The sequence below is a fragment of the Plantactinospora sp. BC1 genome (genome assembly GCF_003030345.1).
Lineage (GTDB): Bacteria > Actinomycetota > Actinomycetes > Mycobacteriales > Micromonosporaceae > Plantactinospora.
On sequence record NZ_CP028158.1, the window covers coordinates 8,077,254 to 8,095,599 of the forward strand.

Here is an 18,346-nt window from a genome sequence, read left to right on the forward strand (position 1 = left end):
GTCCGGGTCACCCGCCGGAACTGGCCCGGCCACGCCGCCACGCCGCCGCGCCGGCCCCGCCGCCACGCCGCCACCCCGCCACGCCGCCGCGCTGACCCCGCCGCCGTGCCGGCCGCGCCAGCGGTGCGGCCGCCGGTCTCGCCCGTCGCGGTGCCGGTCCGGCGGCGTCCGTAGACTTCATCCCGGGCCGGGCCGGTGGACCGCACCGGGTCGCGCGGAAGGTTACGAGAGAGGCAGTCGCGTTCGCATGACTTCACTGACCATCGGCATCGTCGGCCTGCCCAACGTCGGCAAGAGCACGCTCTTCAACGCGCTGACCAAGAACGACGTACTCGCGGCGAACTACCCGTTCGCCACGATCGAGCCGAACGTCGGGGTGGTCGGCCTGCCGGACGAGCGGCTGGACAAGCTCGCCGAGATCCACGGCTCGCAGAAGATCATCCCCGCGCCGGTCTCCTTCGTCGACATCGCCGGCCTGGTCCGGGGCGCGTCGAAGGGGCAGGGCCGCGGGAACGCGTTCCTGGCGAACATCCGGGACGCCGCCGCGATCTGCCAGGTCGTCCGGGTCTTCTCCGACCCGAACGTCGTACACGTCGACGGCAAGGTCTCGCCCGGCGACGACATCGAGACGATCAACACCGAGCTGATCCTGGCCGACCTCCAGACGATCGAGAAGGCACTGCCCCGGCTGGAGAAGGAGGCGAAGGTCCGCAAGGACCGGGCCGCCGCCGTCACCGCCGCGAAGAAGGCGGCCGAGCTGCTCGACACCGGGGTCACCCTCTACGCGGGCGCGGCCAACGCCGGGATCGAGGTCTCCGAGCTGCGCGAGCTGCACCTGCTGACCACCAAACCCTTCCTGTACGTCTTCAACGTCGACGAGGCGGAGCTGAACAACGCCGACCTGCTCGACGAGCTGCGGCTGCTGGTCGCCCCGGCCGAGGCGATCTTCATGGACGCCAAGGTCGAGTCGGAGCTGACCGACCTGCCCCCGGACGAGGCGCGGGAGTTGCTGGAGTCGATCGGGCAGTCCGAGCCCGGTCTCGACCAGCTCATCCGGGTCGGCTTCCGTACGCTCGGTTTGCAGACGTACCTGACCGCCGGGCCGAAGGAGGCCCGGGCCTGGACGATCCCGATCGGGGCGACCGCGCCGGAGGCGGCCGGTGTGATCCACTCCGACTTCCAGCGCGGCTTCATCAAGGCCGAGGTCGTCTCGTACGACGACCTGGTCGCCGCCGGCTCGATGGCGGCGGCCAAGGCTGCCGGCCGGGTCCGGATCGAGGGCAAGGACTACGTCATGCAGGACGGCGACGTGGTCGAGTTCCGGTTCAACGTCTGAGCTCGGTTCAACCGTCTGTCGCCTGGAGTCTGCGCTCGACGGAACCGCACCTCATGGCGGTAATACCATGGTATGGTCGGTCCATGGCCAGGACGAAGAAGGTTACGATCACGCTGCCGGTGGAACTGCTGGAGAGCATGAAGACGCACACCGACAACGTCTCCGGCTACCTCGCCGAGTTGGCCGAGCGGGCCGAGCGACGCAGGCTCCTGCGGGAGGAACTGGACCGCTATCAGGGGGAGTTCGGGGCGTTCACCGACGCCGAGATGGCTGAGGCCAGAGCCCTCCTGCACGGACCCGAGGAGTCGGAGCGCGCGGCGTGACCCTTGAGTCGCTGGTGCTTGACTCGCAAGGTTTCGCCGGGTGGATCGACCGCGATCGCAAGGTGATGCGATTGCTCGAGCAAGCCGAGCGTGACGGGGCCGATCTAGCCATGTCGGCCGCCACGATCATCGAGGTTTCCCACTCTGGCGTTGACCTTGCGCGGATGAACTGGTTGCTCTCCCGGATCCGGGTGGAGCCGGTGACGAAGGAGAGTGCCCGTCGCAGCGCGGGGCTGTTGCAGGCGGCGGGCCTCCACGGGCACAAGTACGCCATCGATGCCATGGTCGCCGAGGTGGCGCTACGGCTACCTGCGCCGGTGGTGGTCCTGACCTCCGATGTTGACGACATGGTCAAGCTATGTGGGCAGCGGGTGCGGGCCATCGGGCTGTAAGCGGTTTTCCGTTGTGGCAGAGGCTGTCCGATTCGCTGGTCCGCGACGGGATGTGGTCGAGTTCAGGTTCAACGTCTGATTCGACGCACCGTCGCCCGCTCCGGGTGCGGCGGGCTGGTTCAATGGATCGCCGTGGAATGGGTGTTCGACGGCGAGGTCATCGAGTGGCGCGGACCGGCGCCGTACTTCTTCGTCGCCATGTCCCCGGCCGACAGCGCCGAGCTCAAGGAAGCGGCGCGATCGCTGATCTACTGGGGTCAGGTTCCGGTGCACGTCGTCATCGGCGGTACGGAGTTCAGGACAGCTCTCTTTCCCCGGGGCGGCCGTTATCTGGTACCGCTCAAGGACGCGGTCCGGAAGGCCGAAGGCATCGGCGAGGGTGACGTCGTGGCGGTGGTGTTGCGTCCGGCCCGGGGACGTGACGTCCGGCGGTGACGGAGTCGTGTCGGGTGCAGGCCCAACCTCGGAGTGCCGGCGGCTGTCGTGATCATGAGCAGTTCCGACGATCGCGTCTATGATCCACTCGCACCGCGACCGTGACGGAGGAACCCACGTGATCGACGCGATCGTTTTCGATGTCGGCGGAACGATTCTCGACGAGTCCCGCGAGTTCGAGACCTGGGCGGACTGGTTGGGCGTTCCACGGCACACGTTCTCGGCGGTCTTCGGCGCGGTGATCGCCCGGGGTCTGGACTATCAGGAGACGTTCCGGGTCTTCCGACCCGGGTTCGACCTCGCGGTCGAGATCGAGCGCCGGGCGGCGGCCGGCATGCCGGAGTCGTTCGGCGAAGAGGATCTCTACCCCGACGCGCGGCAGTGCCTGACCTCCCTGAAGGATCAGGGCCTGTTCGTGGGCCTGGCCGGCAACCAGCCGGCCTGGGCAGAGACGGCTCTCCGCGCTCTCGACCTCCCGGTGGACATGATCGGCACCTCGGGCGGCTGGGGCGTGGCGAAACCGTCACCAGCCTTCTTCGAGCGGGTCGTCCGGGAAGGCGGTGGTGACCCGTCGTCGATCCTCTACGTCGGTGATCGGCCCGACAACGACGCACGCCCGGCCGGGGCGGCCGGGATGCGGACCTGTCTGATCCGGCGCGGTCCGTGGGGTCACATCCTCGACGACCCGGCCGGCTCCGAGCAGTGCCTGTTCCGGATCGATTCGCTGGACGAACTCCCGAGCCTGGTCGCGAAGCACAACGCCGCAGCCGGCTGACTCGCCGCGGGGGAACCGCCTTCTCAGCCGGGTTGCCCGGCCAGGCCCGCCGCGATGGTGTCCGCGATCGGGGTGGTCGGTCGGCCGGTGAGCCGGGAGAGGTCGCCGGGGGTGCCGGCGAGCAGACCTCGGCTGATCGCCTCGTCCACGTCGACCAGTACCTCGGCCAACGGGCCGGGGACGCCCGCGCTGGTCAGCAGCGCCGCCCGCTCCGCCCCGGGCAGCGAGGTGTGTACGACGGTCCGGCCGGCCTGCCGGGAGACCTCCTCGGCGAACTCCTCGAAGCTCCACGTGGTGTCGCCACTCAGCTCGTACGCCCGGCCCAGGTGCCCGTCCTCGCGGAGTACCACGGCTGCGGCGGCGGCGTAGTCCGCCCGGGTGGCGGTGGCGATCCGGCTGCCCGGGGTGACGTTGGTGACGATGGCTCCCCGGCTCAGGATCCCCGACAGCTCGTTGACGGCGTACACCTCGGAATACCAGTTGTTCCGCAGGAACGTGTACGGCAGACCCGAGTCGAGGATCAACTGTTCGGTCTCCCGGTGCTCGGTGGCGAGCTGGAAGTCGGCCCGTGGGCCGCCGAACACGCCGGTGTAGGCCAACTGGGCGACGCCGGTGACCCGGGCCGCCTCGATCACCGCGGCGTGCTGTGCGGTGCGCCTGCCGACCTCGCTGCCGGAGATCAGCAGCACCCGGTCCTCGGGCCGGAACGCCCGGGTGAAGGTTTCCGGCTCGTCGTAGTCGGCGATGTGCAGTCCGACGCCCCGGGCCACCAGGTCGGCCGCCCGCTCCCTGCTCCGGGCGACGGCGGTGATCCCGTCCGCCGGTATGCCGGCCGCGAGCAGGTCGGCGATGACCAGGCGGCCGAGCTGGCCGGTCGCGCCGGTGATCACGATGCTCATCCGAGTGCTTCTTCCGATCGGTGTCGACGGGTGTGGTCGGTAGCTCCGAGGCTCACCCTAGAGCCGGTATATGCCCTGGTGACAGTACCCACTTCTGAGTAAGGTACTGACGTGAGCGTAAGTGCGGAGTCGATTCCCGCCGGGCCGGTCCCGTCCGGTCCGGCCGGCAGGCGAGCCGACGTCAACCGGGTGGACTGCCCGTCCCGGGGCGTGCTCGAACATGTCACCAGCCGCTGGGGCGTGCTGGTGCTGGCCGCGCTGCTGCACCGGTCGTACCGGTTCAGCGAGCTGCGCCGCCAGGTCGGCGGGGTGAGCGAGAAGATGCTGGCCCAGACCCTGCAGACCCTGGAGCGGGACGGCTTCGTGCACCGCGCGGCCCGGCCGGTGATCCCGCCCCGGGTGGACTACTCGCTGACCCCGGCCGGCCGGGAGGTCGCGGAGCAGGTGTCGGCGCTGGCGCGCTGGGTCGAGGGCCGGCTCGACGACGTGCTCACGGCCCGGAAGGCGTACGACGCGACGCGGGAGTCCTGAACTCCGGCGTCGGCGCGGTCGCCGCTCAGGAGATGTAGTGCAGGATCACGTTGTGCACGTGGTGGCTCTTCTGGTCGCCACGGAACTCCACCTCGTAGGTGTGGGTGCCGACGTGGATCGCGATGGCGCCGGTGGAGAAGAACGACCCGCCCCAGGACTTGTTGCTGACCACGCTCACGCTGGTGATCTTCGAGTACGGGATGCTGGTGATCGCGAACTTCTTGCCGACGAACGACTTGTCCTGGATGATCACGCGCCGGTCGGTCAGCCCGATGAACCCGGTGCCCGCGCCGATGGCGTCGTAGACGGCAATGACCCGTTCGCCGTCGAGGAGGCCGCTCTCGATCTGCTTGAGCTGCTCCCGACGGTCATAGCTGACGTTGGCCATGATCCGAGGGTAGGAGGGGCGTGCCACCCGGGCGCCGCCCCGCCGGCCGGGCCCGGTCAGTGCGGAGCGGTCACCGCGCGGTAGACGTCCTCGACCCGGGCGGCAAGCGTGACCTCACCCTCGGTGATCTCGCCGTCGTCGCGGGGGCCGATCCTGATCTGGGTGTGTCCGTCCAGCCGGCGGATCTCCGGACGGAGATGCAACGCGTCCGCGATGATCTTTATCCGCTCGGTGAGGGCCGCGTGCTGGGTGTCGTCGAGGATGAGGGTCCTTTTGATCTGCTGTCCCTCGCGGGTCCAGCCGCCCAGTAGGGTGAGTGCGTCGCTCAGGTAGTCACGGTCCATCCGGCCACCCCACAGAGCACGCATCGCCAAACCTCCCAGGCGTCGTTGCCGGCTTGTGGCCAAATCGTCGCCATCCCGTGTCTCGGTCGGTGCTCCCTAGTCTGTCGCTGGCCGGCTGGTGTGTCCACGTCCACCCTTCCGTCTTCTGTTGACCGGTGGTCCCGGCGCAGCTACCCGAATTCCCGATTGATCTGGCACGCTGGACGCCCGTGCGGACCGATTGGGCGAACGGTAACGACCGTGATGGGCATACCGAGGGGCATTCCGGGCGTGGGCGCCGGGAGCCGAAGGTCGTGGTGGGCGCCGCCATCGTGGTCGCCGGCCGGGTACTGGCCTGTGCGCGATCTCACCCGCCGGAGGTCGCCGGCCGCTGGGAGTTTCCGGGTGGGAAGGTCGAGCCGGGCGAGTCCGAGGTCGCCGCATTGATCCGGGAGTGTGCCGAGGAGCTGGGCGTACGCGTCGAGATCGGTGACCGGGTCGGCCGGGACGTCCGGATGGGCCACGGCCGTTCGGTGCTCCGGGTCTATCTGGCCGAACTCGTCGACGGGGACCAGCCGCAGCCGCTGGAGCACTCCGAACTCCGCTGGCTGCGCCCGGAGGAGCTGGACAGCGTGCCGTGGCTGCCGGCGGACGTACCGATCGTGGCGGCGCTGCGCCCGCTGCTGGCCGCCGCCCCCTGACGAGGCCGGACCGGGGCTGATCGACCTCCGGGCCGTGGGCCGGGGACCGCCGGGTGGCGGCCCCTGCCCACGACCCGGAACGGGTCAGTCCTTTGCCGGCGGCTGGTCCGGGTGGCTGTAGTTGAGCCCCTCGGCCGGCAGCGGGAAGGTCACGTCGTCGCCGAAGGGCGAGGGCGCGGCCGCCTTGTCGAAGGTGAACTCGCTGATCGCCAGCCGGCCCCGGGAGTCCAGCGGCGGAGCGGTCGGGTGCGGGACCTGCCGGCCCCAGTGCACGCCGCGCTCCGCGCTGGTGTCGGGGTCGTGCGACCCGCCGCCGTGCGCGTGCGCCGTGCCGAGCTGGTCCGGGTCGCGCGGGGGTTGGGCCTGCGCGGCCTCGTCCTGCTTGCCACGGCGGAAGATCTTGCTACCGAGCCACACAACAGGATCGTACCGTCGGTCGACGACGCGTTCCTTCATTGGGATGATCGCGTTGTCAGTGATCTTGATGTGCTCGGGGCAGACCTCGGTGCAGCACTTGGTGATGTTGCAATAGCCGAGCCCCTGCGACGCCTGGGCGTACTCCTTGCGGTCCGACTTCGCGTCCAGCGGGTGCATGTCCAGCTCGGCGGCGCGGATGAAGTAGCGCGGCCCGGAGAAGGCGACCTTGTTCTCCTCGTGGTCCCGGACCACGTGGCAGGTGTTCTGGCACAGGAAGCACTCGATGCACTTGCGGAACTCCTGCGACCGCTCGACGTCGACCTGCTGCATCCGGTAGTCACCCGGCTCCAGGTCGGCCGGGGGCGCGAACGCCGGGGTCTCCCGGGCCTTCTCGTAGTTGTACGAGACGTCGGTGACCAGGTCCCGGATGACCGGGAAGGTCCGCAGCGGGGTGATGGTGACCGTCTCGTTCTCCTCGAACGTCGACATCCGGGTCATGCAGCCCAGCCGGGGCATGCCGTTGATCTCCATCGAGCAGGAGCCGCACTTGCCCGCCTTGCAGTTCCACCGGCAGGCCAGGTCCGGCGCCTCGGTCGCCTGCAACCGGTGGATGACGTCGAGGACCACCTCGCCCTCGTTCACCTGCACCTGGTAGTCGGTCAGCTCGCCGCCCGACTCGTCGCCGCGCCAGACCTTGAAGTTGCGGGTGGAACCGGCCTTGCCGGCGCCGCCCGGCGCGTTCTGTGTCGCCATTACTTGGCCGCCTCCTCAGCGTGCGCCTCTGCGGTGAGGGCGTCGAAGTCCGCCAGTTCGTCTTCGGTCAGGTACTTGGCCAGCTCGGCGCGGTCGAAGAGCTGGATCAGCTCGGCCCGCATCTTCGGCAGCGGCTTCTGCTCCAGGCGTACCTTGTCGCCGTCGAGCGAGCAGACCAGGTTGACCGTGCGCCACTGCGGCGCCATGGTCGGGAAGTCCTCCCGGGTGTGCCCACCCCGGGACTCCTCGCGCTCCAGCGCCGCCCGGGCGGTGCACTCCGAGACGACCAGCATGTTGCGCAGGTCGAGCGCCAGGTGCCAGCCCGGGTTGTAGCGTCGCCCGCCGGCCACCGCCACCCGGGTCACCCGGTCGCGCAGGTCGGCCAGCCTGACCAGCGACTCCTCCAGCTCACCCTTGCGCCGGATGATGCCGACCAGGTCGCCCATCACCGCCTGGAGGTCCTGCTGCAACGTGTACGGGTTCTCCCCGCCCTCGCGCTCCAGCGGGGCCAACGCCCGGTCCACCGCGGCCTCGACGTCCGACGCCGCCACCTTGGGGCGGGCGGGCAGCCGCCCGGCGTACGCCGAGGCGTGCTCGCCGGCCCGCTTGCCGAAGACCAGCAGGTCCGACAGGGAGTTGCCGCCGAGCCGGTTGGAGCCGTGCATGCCGCCGGAGACCTCACCGGCGGCGAAGAGCCCCTGCACGTGCCCGTGCGCCGCACCGCTGTCCGGGTCGACCTCGACGCCGCCCATCACGTAGTGGCAGGTCGGGCCGACCTCCATCGGCTCGGCGGTGATGTCGACGTCGGCCAGCTCCTTGAACTGGTGGTACATCGAGGGCAGCCGGCGGCGTACCTCCTCGGCCGGCAGCCGGCTGGCGATGTCCAGGTAGACGCCGCCGGCCGGGGTACCCCGACCGGCCTTGACCTCGGCGTTGATCGCCCGCGCCACCTCGTCCCGGGGCAGCAGCTCCGGCGGGCGCCGGTTGTTGTCCGGGTCGGTGTACCAGCGGTCCGCCTCCTCCTCGGTCTCCGCGTACTGCTTGCGGAAGACGTCGGGGACGTAGTTGAACATGAACCGCTTGCCCTCGGAGTTCTTCAGCACCCCGCCGTCGCCCCGAACCGACTCGGTGACCAGGATGCCCTTCACCGAGGGCGGCCAGACCATGCCGGTCGGGTGGAACTGGAGGAACTCCATGTTGATCAGCGTGGCGCCGGCCCGCAGTGCCAGCGCGTGCCCGTCACCGGTGTACTCCCAGGAGTTCGAGGTGACCTTGTAGGAGCGGCCGACGCCGCCGGTGGCCAGCACCACGGCCGGGGCCTCGAAGAGGACGAACTCTCCGGACTCCCGGTAGTAGCCGAAGGCGCCGGCGATCTTGTCCCCGTCGAGCATCAGCTCGGTGATGGTGGTCTCGGCGAAGACCTTGATCCGGGCGTCGTAGTCGCCGTGCGTCTTCTTGTCCTCCTGCTGCAACGAGACGATCTTCTGTTGCAGGGTGCGGATCAGCTCCAGCCCGGTCCGGTCGCCGACGTGCGCGAGGCGCGGGTACTCGTGGCCGCCGAAGTTGCGCTGCGAGATCTTCCCGTCCTTGGTGCGGTCGAAGAGCGCACCGTACGTCTCCAGCTCCCAGATCCGCTGCGGCGACTCCTTCGCGTGCAGCTCGGCCATCCGGAAGTTGTTCAGGAACTTGCCGCCCCGCATGGTGTCCCGGAAGTGCACCTGCCAGTTGTCCCGGCTGTTCACGTTCCCCATCGCGGCGGCGGCGCCGCCCTCGGCCATCACCGTGTGGGCCTTGCCGAACAGCGACTTCGAGATGATCGCCGTCCGCTTCCCGGCGAGCCGGGCCTCGATCGCCGCGCGGAGGCCGGCGCCACCGGCACCGATGACGACGACGTCGTAGTGGTGTCGTTCGATTCGGGTAGTCATGTCAGAGGCCCTTTAGTTGATGAACCGCAGGTCGTCGAACCAGTTCGCGGAGAGCGCCATGACGTAGAAGTCGGTCAGCGCCAGGGTGCCCAGGGTGATCCAGGCGAGCTGCATGTGCCGGACGTTGAGCTTGGAGACGAACGTCCAGGCGCGGTACCGGACCGGGTGCTTGGAGAAGTGCTTCAACCGCCCTCCGGTGATGTGCCGGCAGGAGTGGCAGGAGATCGTGTACGCCCAGAGCATCACCACGTTGCCGAGCAGGATCAGGTTGCCCAGGCCGAAGCCGAAGCCCTCGGGGCTGCGGAAGGCGAGGATCGCGTCCCAGGTGTTGATCAACGAGATGATCACGGCGGCGTAGAAGGTGTAGCGGTGCAGGTTCTGCCCGAGCAGCGGGAAGCGGGTCTCACCGGTGTAGGTCTTGTGCCCGTCCGGGACCGCGCAGGCCGGCGGCGAGAGCCAGAACGACCGGTAGTACGCCTTGCGGTAGTAGTAGCAGGTGAGCCGGAACAGCAGCAGGAACGGCAGGGTCAGCGCGGCGTCCGGGATGATCCACCAGCCGGGCAGCACCCGCCCGAAGTGCGCCGCCTCGGGGATGCAGGCCTCGGTCACGCACGGCGAGTAGAACGGGGTCAGGTAGTGGTAGTCCGCCACCCAGTAGAAGTCGTGCATGAATACCCGCACCGTCGCGTACGTGACCCAGGCGCCGAGCCCGATCACCGTGATCAGTGGAGCGAACCACCAGCGGTCGGTACGCAGGGTTTTTGCCGTGATGGCCGCGCGCTGGCGCACGCTCCCCGGCAGTCCGGCCGGAGGTGGGGCCGTCCTCGTAGTCATCTATGTCTCCCTGACGGGGCCCGGTCGCTATGACGGGCACGGATGGTGTTCCGGCGGGGCGCGCGGGGCAGGGGAAAACCCGCAGCCGCGCTACCTGCGTCCGCGTCGGTGCACACGTTACGCCGCACGTTGACAGGCACATGCGCAAGGGAGTCTCGCGGGTTTCCTGCCGATTACGAAAGTCCCGCTCCCGGATCCGGGCGCGGTTGTGCAGAACTTCACTCGGTGCGACCGCCGTCGACCCCGGCGGCCGGTCACCGGCGTCGACGTACCGCCAGCGGAACGCGAAGGTTCACAGGTCCGGCGCGGCGAGTCTGCGGGCGGCGGCCGCACACTCCTCGGGCCCGTGCTGCAACCGGTCCAGCACCGGTCGGCCCGCCGGATCGCGCGGCGCGATGAAGAACGCCGGCTCACCGTTGGTCACCTGCCGGTCGAGCGCGTCCGCGTAGCTGGCCCGGGCGTCGACCAGCCGCTGCCAGGACTCGCCGCGACCGTCCCGCTCGCCGTCGTCCGGGTCGTCGTCACGCCCACCCCACCAGCCGCGTAGCCGCTCGATCTCGGAGAGGAACGGCCGTACGGCGGCGTTCTCGTCCCGGATCGCCGCGGCCCGTTCCCCCGGGCCTCCGGTCGCACCGGGCGGGATCAACCGGTTGAGCCGCTTCTCCAACTCGCGGCAGGCGCTCTCGCCCCGGGCCTGCACCGTCCGCTCGCGGTCGGACTCCCGGGCGAACCGGCCCAGCCCGGCCGCGAACGCGCCGAGGCAGCCGCAGACCAGCAACACCACGACCGCCGCACCGGCGATCGCCGCGATGGTCAGCCGGCGGCGTCGTCGGGCGGCCGGGTCGGGCTCACGTGGCTGCCCGGCCGACCCGTCGGTGCCGGCCGGCTCACCCGGCGGTACGTCGCCGGCCCCGCCCGCCGGCCCGGCCGGCCGCTCGGTTCGCCCGGCACTGCTCACCGACCCGGTCCGGTCCGGGTCGCCAGGCCCGTAGCGGGAGCCGGGGCCCGCGTCGTCGGCGGCGGGGGTGGTCGCGTCGTCCGTCACGCCACACAGTCAAGCACCGCGACGCGATCCGGGCATCCCCGCGCCGGCCGACGGGCACGTCCCCGCCCTCCGGGCGCCGGTCAGCCGGAGGCGCCGCCGGTGAAGTTCCACGAGGCCAGTCGGACCGGCGGCGCCGACCACCAGGCGCTGCTGAAGGTCTGCGACTGCAACGCCGGATGCCGGCCGATTCCGAGTACGGCGCCGGGGGCGAGCGCCTGCGGATAGGACTGGGTGAACCGGAAGTTCTGTACGGCGGCGGCCACCTCACCGTCCTCGATCAGCCACACGCCGTTGCGGGTCAGTCCGGTGACGACCAGACTCCTCGGGTCGAGAACCCGGGTGTACCAGAGGTCGGTGACCAGCAGCCCACGCCGTACCTGGCCGACCAGCGCGGCGGTGTCCGCGTCGACCACCGGTCCGGAGACCTCGCCCGGCCGGGTCACCCCGTTCGGCGAGGCGGCCGGCGCGAGCCCGAGGTGCAGCGGTACCGCCCCGAACGACGCGCCGCCCGGCACCGCGTGCCCGGTAGAGGCGGTACCGGCCTCGGCGGCGGTCCTCCGGTCGTGCGTGACCGTCCGGGTGACACCGTGCTCGACCAGCGCCATCGGGGTCCGGCGGGTGCCCTCGGCGTCGAACGGCAGTGCCGGGCCGGCCAGCGGATAGTCCAGCAGCGTCACCGAGCGGTCGAACTGCTCCTCGCCCGGCACCGCGAACGAGCGCTGCTCGTTGTACGCCTTGCCGTTGAAGCCGTACGTCGCGAGGTTCTGCAACAGGTCGGCGACGGCGGTCGGCTCCAGCACCACCTCGTACCGCCCGGGTGGAAGTTCTACCGGGGCGACCCCGGCCCGCGCCTTCACCGACGCCCGCGCACCGAGCACCCCGCCGTGCAGGTCGGCGAGGCGGAACGAGCCCAGCCGGGCCACCCCGTCCGCACCGCCGCACCGGGCGATCCCGTCCATCGCCGCCTCGGTGCTCCGGCCGGTCACCGCGTGCCCGGCCGTGTTGGCGAACGCCCCCTCCCGCCGACCGGTACGGCAGTAGCCGGCCGCCTCCAGTCCACCGACCGCCTCGACGAACTCGCGTACCCGCTCGGCCCGCTCTTCCGGCCCGGCCGCCGCGGTGGCCTCGTCCCAGTTGCCGTCGTCGTCCACGGCGGTCGGTGGGGTCAGCCCCGGCCAGCCCGGGTCCGGCGGACAGTGCCGGACCGCCGCGACCGTACGCTCGACCAGGTCACGCACCCCCTCGGCGCTGACCACGGTGGACGATCCGGTCGCGGTACGCCCGTCGAGGTGCAGCCGCAGCCGTACCGTCGTGGCGACGTCGGCCAGGTTCTGGTGGATGAAGGAGTTCGCGAACCGGGTCAGCGCCAGCTCGGCCCGCTCGGTGCCGACCTCCGCCTCGGCACCCGGCCCGGCGACCTGCCGGACCAGTTCGACGACCCGGCCGGCGAGGTCGAGTGGGGATGTCATCGCTGCCTCCATAACCGCTCACACTCAACAGTCACCCGCGGACTCCGACCCGGACGTTGCGGAACCGGGCCGGCGCGGCCGGGTGGCCGGTGTGGCCGATCTGCCCCGGCTGGCCCTTGCCACAGTTCGGCGTGCCCCAGGCGACGGTCTCCGAGGAGAGCATGTCCATCGAGCGCCAGAACTGCGGCCCGATACCGGTGTACGTCGGATTGCGCAGCATCCGGCCCCGCCGGCCGTTCTTGACCTCCCAGCCGATCTCGCAGCCGAACTGGAAGTTCAGCCGCTTGTCGTCGATCGACCAGGAGCGGTTCAGGTCCATCAGCACACCGTCGTCGGTGGCCGCGATGATCTCGTCGAGGGTGTGCGGACCGGGCTCCAGCCCGACGTTCGTCATCCGGACCATCGGCAGCCGGGCCCAGCCGTCGGAGCGGACGCTGCCCGCGTAGTCCAGGCCGGCGACCGCCGCCGAGTCCCGGCCGGCGAGCGTACCGACCCAGCGACCCTCCCGGACCGCGTCCCGCTTGGCCGCCGGGGTCCCCTCGTCGTCGAAGCCGAAGCTGCCGAGCGCGCCGGGGATGGTCGGGTCGATGGTGACGTTCATCAGCTCGGAGCCGTAGCGGAGCGCCCCGAGCTGGTCGAGGTCCAGCCAGGAGGTGCCGGCGAAGGCGGCCTCCCAGCCGAGGATCCGGTCGAGTTCGATGGCGTGCCCGACCGACTCGTGGATCTGCAACGCCATCTGCTCGCTGCCGAGGATCAGGGTGGTCTCACCGGCCGGGCAGAGCGGTGCGGTCACCAGCTCCCGGGCCTCCTCGGCGATCCGGGCGGCGTGCGCGGTCAGGTCGAGCGAGTCGACCAGCTCCCAGCCCTGGGTGCCGTACTGGCCCCGATAGCTCGGGTAGGAGCGGCGCTGCGTCTCGCCGTCGCCGAGCACCGTCGCCGAGATCCCCGCCCCGGACTCCCGGATGTGCTGGTCGATCCGGTGCCCCTCGCTGGAGACGAACCACTTGCGGGTGTCCCAGATCTGGTAGAGCCCCTCGGCCAGGTCGGCGCCGTGTTCCCGGGACGTCCCGGTGGCCCGGACCAGCAGGTCGCCCTTGTCGGAGAGCGGCACCGAGAGCGGGTCGACGGCGCACGGCGAACTCCACGACCCGGTGCTGGCCGGCGCCGGCAGCAGGCCGCCGCCGGGACCGGCGACCCGGCCACTCGCGGCGGCGATCCGCGCGGCCCGCTCACCCGCCGCCCGGGCCGCCGACTCCGCCAGCTCGGGTACGGCGTAGAAGCCCCATCCCGAGCCGACGAGTGCGCGTACCCCGATCCCGGCGCTCTCGTCCTGGGTGACGGACTCGATCTCGCCGTTGCGGGCGGACATCGACTCGTACCGGCGGTGCATCACCCGCGCGTCGGCGTACCGGGCCCCGGCGTCGAGGGCGGCCTGTACCGCCGCCGTCGCCACGTCGAACTCGGCCATCGGCATCTCCTCGCTGGTTCGCCTGTTCGCCTGATCCGGCCGCAGCCGAACCCGATCATGGATGACCTTATGCGAGGAGACGGGTTCAGCGCGGGGGTAGCAGGTCGTCCGGTCGGATTTCCGCCGCCACCGGCTCGGTGAGCCGCAGGGATTCGCCGGCCTTGGCCACCGCATGCTCCACATAGTGGGAGCCGTCCAGGCGGTGCAGCCGCAGCGTCCCGGTCTCCTGCTCGACCAGCAGATACCACGGGATCCGGGCGGCGGCGTAGTAGTGCATCTTGAGCACCTTGTCGGTGGCGGCGTTGCTCGGCGAGCTGATCTCGCAGACCAGCCGGACCGCCGTACCGTCGACGACCAGCTCGTCGAAGTCGATCTCGCCGGTGACGACCAGGTCGGGGATCGGAATCCGGCCCGGTTGCAGCCGCACGTTCACGGCCTCCAGGACGTGTAGTCCAACGGTTTCCGCGCCTGTCTCCAGAGCGTTGCCGAGACGACGCGAGATGTGCTGGTGGCGAGGAGTGGGGGCAGGTGTCACGTGGAGGCTCCCGTCGAAGAGTTCGACGCGATCCCGGGTCTCGCCGAGGGCGAGGTATTCCGCTTCGGTCCACGGCCCGCCGTGCTCGAACACCGCCGCGGTCATGGCCACCTCCGGTCCGTCGTCGTGACTCGGTAGTTCGCCTCCGGTACGGCGCCAGTCTGGCACAGCGATCCGACGCGAGCGCTGTCATCCAGGTGTGCGGCGCACGGGGAGGTGTGGCTGACGGCATCCGGGAGCGTCAGCGCCCGGGCCGGAACGTGGAGTTTCCTTCTGTTCTGTGACTACCAGTTGTAACGGCTCTTACAGCTGATCTTCGATGTCTGTAAAGAGGACGCCCTCGGCCGGCTCGCAACCGCCTGGACACCGAAGAGTGGGGTGAGCTGCGAGGCCGGTCCGACGGTTGCCGACCTGGGCGGGCCGGCGCCGTACTGGCACGACTGGATGTTCGACTCGACCGGTTCCCGGCTGACCGAGACCAGTCACACCACCGGCGGTGACACCACCCGTACCCACGCTCTGCCGAACGGTGGGCAGGGTGTGGTGCGGCCGCATGCGGTCACCTCGATGACCACCGCCGCTCCAGGGCAGCCGGATGTGGTGTCGAGGTATGGCCACGACCAGGCGGGCAACACGACCTGCCGGCCGGCGGGGACCACCGCGAACGACTGTGTCACCGCCGCGAACAGTCAGACCCTGGGCTGGGACGCCGAGGCAAGCTCGCCACTGTGCGGCCGGTGGGCAGACGATCGAGACCAACATCTATGACGCCGACGGTGTGCGGTTGATCCGCCGTGACGCGACCGGGACGACGCTGTATCTGCCGGGACAGGAGGTTCGCCGTGAGGGTGGGGTGAACACCGGGACCCGGTACTACAGCTTCGCCGGCACGATCTGCGCCAGCCGCAAGGGTGCCTCCAGCAGCACAGATCTGACCTGGCTGTATCCGGATCATCAGGGAACCCAGCAGACCGCCATCAACGCCGGCACCCAGGCGGTCAGTGTTCGTCGGCAGACACCCTACGGCGACGCCCGGGGCGAGAATCCGGTCTGGGTCAACGGTAAGGGCTTCGTCGGCGGTGACATCGATCCGACGGGCCTGGTCAACATCGGGGCCCGGCAGTACGACAAGGTCCTGGGGCGGTTCATCTCGGTGGACCCGGCGCTGGACCTGACCGACCCGCGGCAGTGGAACGCGTACGCGTACAGCCACAACAGTCCGGTCACCCACTCCGACCCGACCGGCCTTCGGCCGGAGTGCGGTGGCGGCACCTACAACTGCAGCAACGACTTCCGAAGGCCAACCCCGAGGTCAACAAGGGCAACTGGCCCGACAGCAAGCGAAAGAACACGGCCGCCTCTGACGAGTACGCCGCGAAACTACGCGCCCAGGCGATTGCGGAACGAAAGAAGCGCGAGTGTCAGGCCAGCTTCTGGTGTCGTAACGCCGGGAAGGTCGGCGTGGCTGCCGGCATTGCTGCCGGTGTCATCGTCGGCGCGGCCTGCACAGCAGGAAGCTTCGGTGTCGGCGCCGTCGGTTGCGCAGCCATCGGCGGCTTCGTCGGCGGTGCCGTGAGCTCCCTCGCCACCAACGCGCTCGATGCCGAAGACGAAAGCGGCTGGCAGATTGCCGGCGAAGCTCTCCTCGGAGGAGCCGTCGGAGCAGCATTCGGCGCTGGCGGAGCACTCATTGGCCCTGCCGCTGCCGGTGCAGGAGGTGCGTTGGCAGCGGGTCTCAAAGCCGCTGCGCCACCGACAGTGGCCGCAGGCAAAGGGGTGGCGCAGGCTGCGGTTGCCGGTGCGGCGCGCGGACTTGCAAGGACCGTCCCCGTCGGCACTAAGCCAAATAGCGCAATCTTCTACTCTGGCCCAGGAAATCGTGAAAAGGCAAACCTGTATGCGGCGGCGCTCGGCAAGACTACCATCGACCGCACTATTGGCGGTAGGATCATGAATGGTTTGAGGCTCTACAAGTACCTACCAGGCGATATGGCGGATGAGCCATGGAAGATCATGTCTCAGCGGTTCGCGGGTGGTGCTTCCGGCCGCGCGTACGCCTTCGCTAGGGGTGCTAGACCGGATCGCGTATTCGGCCGGATCGAGCTTCCGGTTCTAATTGCAAATCCGGCGGTAAGAAACATTCAATACATTGGCGGAAGGCCCTTCTGACATGATCTCTCAAGGAATGGGTGGGGATTATCGGATCCGAATTACTGGAGATTTCGGGTTAACCTATCTTGAGGGGAATAGAAGGCTGGATCTTAAGGCAGAGTTCCGCGATCACGTACTATACTGGGAGACCGATTTGGCATGGAAGATAGGGGGTGGCCGTGAGCTGGTCACAAAAGAGGAGGCTCGGAGGATACTGGACCGGATCTGGCTCTACCTTAATGTCGAGAGAAACATGAAAGTGGATATTGTTGACGAGAGTGGTGTAAGTCTGCGGGGAGAGCAGGGGTGGCGGGCTTCAGAACTGAAGCAGGAGGATTGGGAGCGCCTGCATCGGTACTGGGAAAAGCGGGAAGGTAGGGGCACTCCTTTTCGTCGGCTGTGGAGGCTTTTCGTCGGTCGGTGAGGATGGGATCCCCTAAGCTGTTGTGGTGCCAGGATCCAGGGTTACGCCTTCGGCTTTCTGCATCTACCGGAAGTAGGCCATGCGCCTATCGGAGTCGTCATTTAGCGAGCAGCGGTAGGAATGCCTGTCTTTCCTGATCTCGTTGCGTGACGCCGTCTTACGTTCTGAGTATGAGCCGGTTGCCGCAACAGCAGCAGTATCTCGTTCAATCGTCCCGGGGCCCAAAGCGGGACTGGGCGCTGCCCGACTAGGAGGTGGTCGAGCTGCTTGCCGTTGGCCGACTCCGCGTCGGCGAGGTTCACCGTTGACACTGGTTCGCGCAGGCGGTCTGCTCGCTTCTGCCTTAATCCGGCGTTCGGTTGTAGCGGTCCATCGTGGCCTTGTTGGTCGAGGCGTCCCGGAAGACCAGTTCCCAGGGTCCGGTGTTGATGTCCATGTCCTTGCCGAACCCGACCCACTTGCCGGTCATTCGCCGACCGGTCGGCTCGACCAGCATCTGAATGGCCCCGTGATACCGGCCGCCACGGTAGTAGCCGCTCGGGTCGGTCTGCTCGATCCAGGTGCCGGTGACGACGCTGCCGTCGACCGTCATGTCGATGGTGAGCGAACCCTCCGCGGTGTTCGGCAGGCTGCGTATCGTCAGCCGGTCGCCGTGCTGCAACACCACCACGAAATGCTGACCGACGAACGCCCCGTCCCGACCGCTGGAGAAGTACTCGTACCGGCTCAGCCAGATGCCTGAGTAGTTGCGGTGCGGACTGCCCTGCGATGACGGCGCACCAGCGGGAATCACCGGAGCGCCAGTCGGCGGCACGAGATCGTGTCCGCCCTGACCGTCTGGCGTCACGTTGGCGTATGCGGCGGCCGCGAAGCCCAGGGACTCGATGGGCAACCCGGTGACCACCTCCAGCGCACGAGCGTAGACAGGTCGGGGGGCGGTGATCGAGCCCGACTCCCAGCGCTGCACGAGTCGCTTGTTGGCGTCGTTGGGCTGGCCGGCTCGACGGCCGGCGTCCTGGAGGGCGCGAGCAAAGTCGTCCTGACTCATCCGCATGCCCAGTCGGACGGCTCGAAGAGCACTGTTTGGCGCGGTCATACGGTCACCGTAACGCTAATGTCGCCGGAATGTCGCCCTCAAAGCCGTCGTTCCGTCGTCAGATGCGTCATCGCGGAGGGTAAGTGTCTCGCGACATGTTGTGTTCATGCCCTTTCCGAAGGAGGA

At 69.3% G+C, this 18,346-nt stretch carries 20 protein-coding genes and 2 pseudogenes; 10 read left to right on the forward strand and 12 right to left on the reverse strand.

Annotated elements, in window-relative coordinates; genetic code table 11:
- Nucleotides 1-247 precede the first annotated feature (247 nt).
- The 5 genes from ychF (at nt 248) to C6361_RS35500 (ending at nt 3,261) form a co-directional block, all read left to right on the forward strand.
- The gene (gene ychF / locus C6361_RS35480) at nt 248-1,336 is read left to right on the forward strand and encodes a redox-regulated ATPase YchF (RefSeq protein WP_107257846.1); all 1,089 of its coding nucleotides are present in this window, start codon (nt 248-250) and stop codon (nt 1,334-1,336) included.
- A gap of 83 nt (nt 1,337-1,419) precedes the next feature.
- Nucleotides 1,420-1,659 carry a hypothetical protein gene (locus tag C6361_RS35485; protein ID WP_107270498.1) on the forward strand — a complete coding sequence of 80 codons (240 nt, stop codon included), beginning with the start codon at nt 1,420-1,422 and terminating at the stop codon, nt 1,657-1,659.
- Nucleotides 1,656-2,051, forward strand: a complete 396-nt coding sequence (locus tag C6361_RS35490) for a PIN domain-containing protein (RefSeq protein WP_107270499.1) — start codon at nt 1,656-1,658, stop codon at nt 2,049-2,051. The genes C6361_RS35485 and C6361_RS35490 overlap by 4 nt, the downstream gene beginning before the upstream one ends.
- A gap of 132 nt (nt 2,052-2,183) precedes the next feature.
- Complete coding sequence (locus C6361_RS35495; RefSeq protein ID WP_107257847.1) at nt 2,184-2,486, forward strand: DUF1905 domain-containing protein; 303 nt, start codon at nt 2,184-2,186, stop codon at nt 2,484-2,486.
- 79 nt (nt 2,487-2,565) lie between these two features.
- Nucleotides 2,566-3,261, forward strand: a complete 696-nt coding sequence (locus tag C6361_RS35500) for an HAD family hydrolase (protein WP_369931006.1) — start codon at nt 2,566-2,568, stop codon at nt 3,259-3,261.
- Nucleotides 3,262-3,284: 23 nt separating this feature from the next.
- On the opposite strand, the gene C6361_RS35505 is transcribed toward C6361_RS35500, so the two are convergent.
- Nucleotides 3,285-4,160: an SDR family oxidoreductase gene (locus C6361_RS35505; RefSeq protein ID WP_107270500.1), complete on the reverse strand. Its 876-nt coding sequence runs from the start codon at nt 4,158-4,160 to the stop codon at nt 3,285-3,287.
- A gap of 189 nt (nt 4,161-4,349) precedes the next feature.
- Here C6361_RS35505 and C6361_RS35510 point away from each other — a divergent pair, with 189 nt between their 5' ends.
- A complete protein-coding gene (locus C6361_RS35510; RefSeq protein WP_234359704.1) occupies nt 4,350-4,691 on the forward strand; it encodes a helix-turn-helix domain-containing protein in 342 nt (113 codons plus the stop codon).
- A gap of 25 nt (nt 4,692-4,716) precedes the next feature.
- Here the strand turns inward: C6361_RS35510 and C6361_RS35515 are convergent, their stop codons facing one another.
- Both C6361_RS35515 and C6361_RS35520 read right to left on the reverse strand, forming a co-directional pair.
- Nucleotides 4,717-5,079: a PH domain-containing protein gene (locus tag C6361_RS35515; protein ID WP_107257849.1), complete on the reverse strand. Its 363-nt coding sequence runs from the start codon at nt 5,077-5,079 to the stop codon at nt 4,717-4,719.
- A gap of 56 nt (nt 5,080-5,135) precedes the next feature.
- Nucleotides 5,136-5,447, reverse strand: a complete 312-nt coding sequence (locus C6361_RS35520) for a 4a-hydroxytetrahydrobiopterin dehydratase (protein WP_107257850.1) — start codon at nt 5,445-5,447, stop codon at nt 5,136-5,138.
- Nucleotides 5,448-5,716: 269 nt separating this feature from the next.
- Here C6361_RS35520 and C6361_RS35525 point away from each other — a divergent pair, with 269 nt between their 5' ends.
- Complete coding sequence (locus C6361_RS35525; RefSeq protein WP_234359199.1) at nt 5,717-6,103, forward strand: (deoxy)nucleoside triphosphate pyrophosphohydrolase; 387 nt, start codon at nt 5,717-5,719, stop codon at nt 6,101-6,103.
- Between the two features lie 84 nt (nt 6,104-6,187).
- On the opposite strand, the pseudogene C6361_RS39385 reads toward C6361_RS35525, so the two are convergent.
- From C6361_RS39385 to C6361_RS35560, 8 genes and pseudogenes are all read right to left on the reverse strand, one after another.
- A pseudogene (locus C6361_RS39385) lies at nt 6,188-6,427 on the reverse strand (succinate dehydrogenase/fumarate reductase iron-sulfur subunit); the annotation flags it as partial.
- Nucleotides 6,428-6,484: 57 nt separating this feature from the next.
- Nucleotides 6,485-7,273, reverse strand: a pseudogene (locus C6361_RS35530) (succinate dehydrogenase/fumarate reductase iron-sulfur subunit); the annotation flags it as partial.
- A complete protein-coding gene (locus C6361_RS35535) occupies nt 7,273-9,198 on the reverse strand; it encodes a fumarate reductase/succinate dehydrogenase flavoprotein subunit (protein WP_107270502.1) in 1,926 nt (641 codons plus the stop codon). The gene C6361_RS35535 and the pseudogene C6361_RS35530, both read right to left, overlap by 1 nt.
- Before the next feature lie 12 nt (nt 9,199-9,210).
- On the reverse strand, nt 9,211-10,032 hold the full coding sequence (locus tag C6361_RS35540; RefSeq protein WP_107270503.1) for a hypothetical protein: 822 nt from the start codon (nt 10,030-10,032) through the stop codon (nt 9,211-9,213).
- A 292-nt stretch (nt 10,033-10,324) separates the two neighbouring features.
- The gene (locus C6361_RS35545) at nt 10,325-11,077 is read right to left on the reverse strand and encodes a hypothetical protein (RefSeq protein ID WP_107270504.1); all 753 of its coding nucleotides are present in this window, start codon (nt 11,075-11,077) and stop codon (nt 10,325-10,327) included.
- 80 nt (nt 11,078-11,157) lie between these two features.
- Nucleotides 11,158-12,546, reverse strand: coding sequence for a TldD/PmbA family protein (locus tag C6361_RS35550; protein ID WP_369931009.1), 1,389 nt, complete (start codon nt 12,544-12,546; stop codon nt 11,158-11,160).
- A 31-nt stretch (nt 12,547-12,577) separates the two neighbouring features.
- Nucleotides 12,578-14,014 (reverse strand): TldD/PmbA family protein, encoded by a 1,437-nt coding sequence (locus tag C6361_RS35555; RefSeq protein ID WP_107271388.1) that lies wholly within the window; start codon nt 14,012-14,014, stop codon nt 12,578-12,580.
- Between the two features lie 85 nt (nt 14,015-14,099).
- Complete coding sequence (locus C6361_RS35560) at nt 14,100-14,654, reverse strand: Uma2 family endonuclease (protein ID WP_107257857.1); 555 nt, start codon at nt 14,652-14,654, stop codon at nt 14,100-14,102.
- A 679-nt stretch (nt 14,655-15,333) separates the two neighbouring features.
- Between C6361_RS35560 and C6361_RS39390 the strand changes: the two genes are divergently transcribed.
- The 3 genes from C6361_RS39390 to C6361_RS37365 are packed head-to-tail and all read left to right on the forward strand — an operon-like array spanning nt 15,334 to nt 17,124.
- A complete protein-coding gene (locus C6361_RS39390; RefSeq protein WP_369931011.1) occupies nt 15,334-16,125 on the forward strand; it encodes an RHS repeat-associated core domain-containing protein in 792 nt (263 codons plus the stop codon).
- Nucleotides 16,122-16,718, forward strand: a complete 597-nt coding sequence (locus tag C6361_RS37360; protein ID WP_159079636.1) for a hypothetical protein — start codon at nt 16,122-16,124, stop codon at nt 16,716-16,718. Before C6361_RS39390 ends, C6361_RS37360 begins: the two co-directional genes overlap by 4 nt.
- 1 nt (nt 16,719) lies before the next feature.
- Nucleotides 16,720-17,124, forward strand: a complete 405-nt coding sequence (locus C6361_RS37365) for a hypothetical protein (protein ID WP_159079637.1) — start codon at nt 16,720-16,722, stop codon at nt 17,122-17,124.
- A gap of 343 nt (nt 17,125-17,467) precedes the next feature.
- On the opposite strand, the gene C6361_RS35570 is transcribed toward C6361_RS37365, so the two are convergent.
- On the reverse strand, nt 17,468-18,220 hold the full coding sequence (locus tag C6361_RS35570) for a DNA-binding transcriptional regulator (protein ID WP_107270506.1): 753 nt from the start codon (nt 18,218-18,220) through the stop codon (nt 17,468-17,470).
- Between the last annotated feature and the right edge of the window lie 126 nt (nt 18,221-18,346).

Bases quoted from the DNA above. Each gene is read 5' to 3' on its own strand.
- C6361_RS35500 (WP_369931006.1), top strand. From the start codon at position 2,566: ATGATCCACTCGCACCGCGACCGTGACGGAGGAACCCACGTGATCGAC.
- C6361_RS35570 (WP_107270506.1), bottom strand. From the start codon at position 18,220: ATGACCGCGCCAAACAGTGCTCTTCGAGCCGTCCGACTGGGCATGCGG.
- C6361_RS35540 (WP_107270503.1), bottom strand. From the start codon at position 10,032: ATGACTACGAGGACGGCCCCACCTCCGGCCGGACTGCCGGGGAGCGTG.
- C6361_RS35535 (WP_107270502.1), bottom strand. From the start codon at position 9,198: ATGACTACCCGAATCGAACGACACCACTACGACGTCGTCGTCATCGGT.
- C6361_RS35520 (WP_107257850.1), bottom strand. From the start codon at position 5,447: ATGCGTGCTCTGTGGGGTGGCCGGATGGACCGTGACTACCTGAGCGAC.
- C6361_RS35560 (WP_107257857.1), bottom strand. From the start codon at position 14,654: ATGACCGCGGCGGTGTTCGAGCACGGCGGGCCGTGGACCGAAGCGGAA.
- C6361_RS35555 (WP_107271388.1), bottom strand. From the start codon at position 14,014: ATGGCCGAGTTCGACGTGGCGACGGCGGCGGTACAGGCCGCCCTCGAC.
- C6361_RS35515 (WP_107257849.1), bottom strand. From the start codon at position 5,079: ATGGCCAACGTCAGCTATGACCGTCGGGAGCAGCTCAAGCAGATCGAG.
- C6361_RS35505 (WP_107270500.1), bottom strand. From the start codon at position 4,160: ATGAGCATCGTGATCACCGGCGCGACCGGCCAGCTCGGCCGCCTGGTC.
- C6361_RS37365 (WP_159079637.1), top strand. From the start codon at position 16,720: ATGATCTCTCAAGGAATGGGTGGGGATTATCGGATCCGAATTACTGGA.
- C6361_RS35485 (WP_107270498.1), top strand. From the start codon at position 1,420: ATGGCCAGGACGAAGAAGGTTACGATCACGCTGCCGGTGGAACTGCTG.
- ychF (WP_107257846.1), top strand. From the start codon at position 248: ATGACTTCACTGACCATCGGCATCGTCGGCCTGCCCAACGTCGGCAAG.
- C6361_RS35550 (WP_369931009.1), bottom strand. From the start codon at position 12,546: ATGACATCCCCACTCGACCTCGCCGGCCGGGTCGTCGAACTGGTCCGG.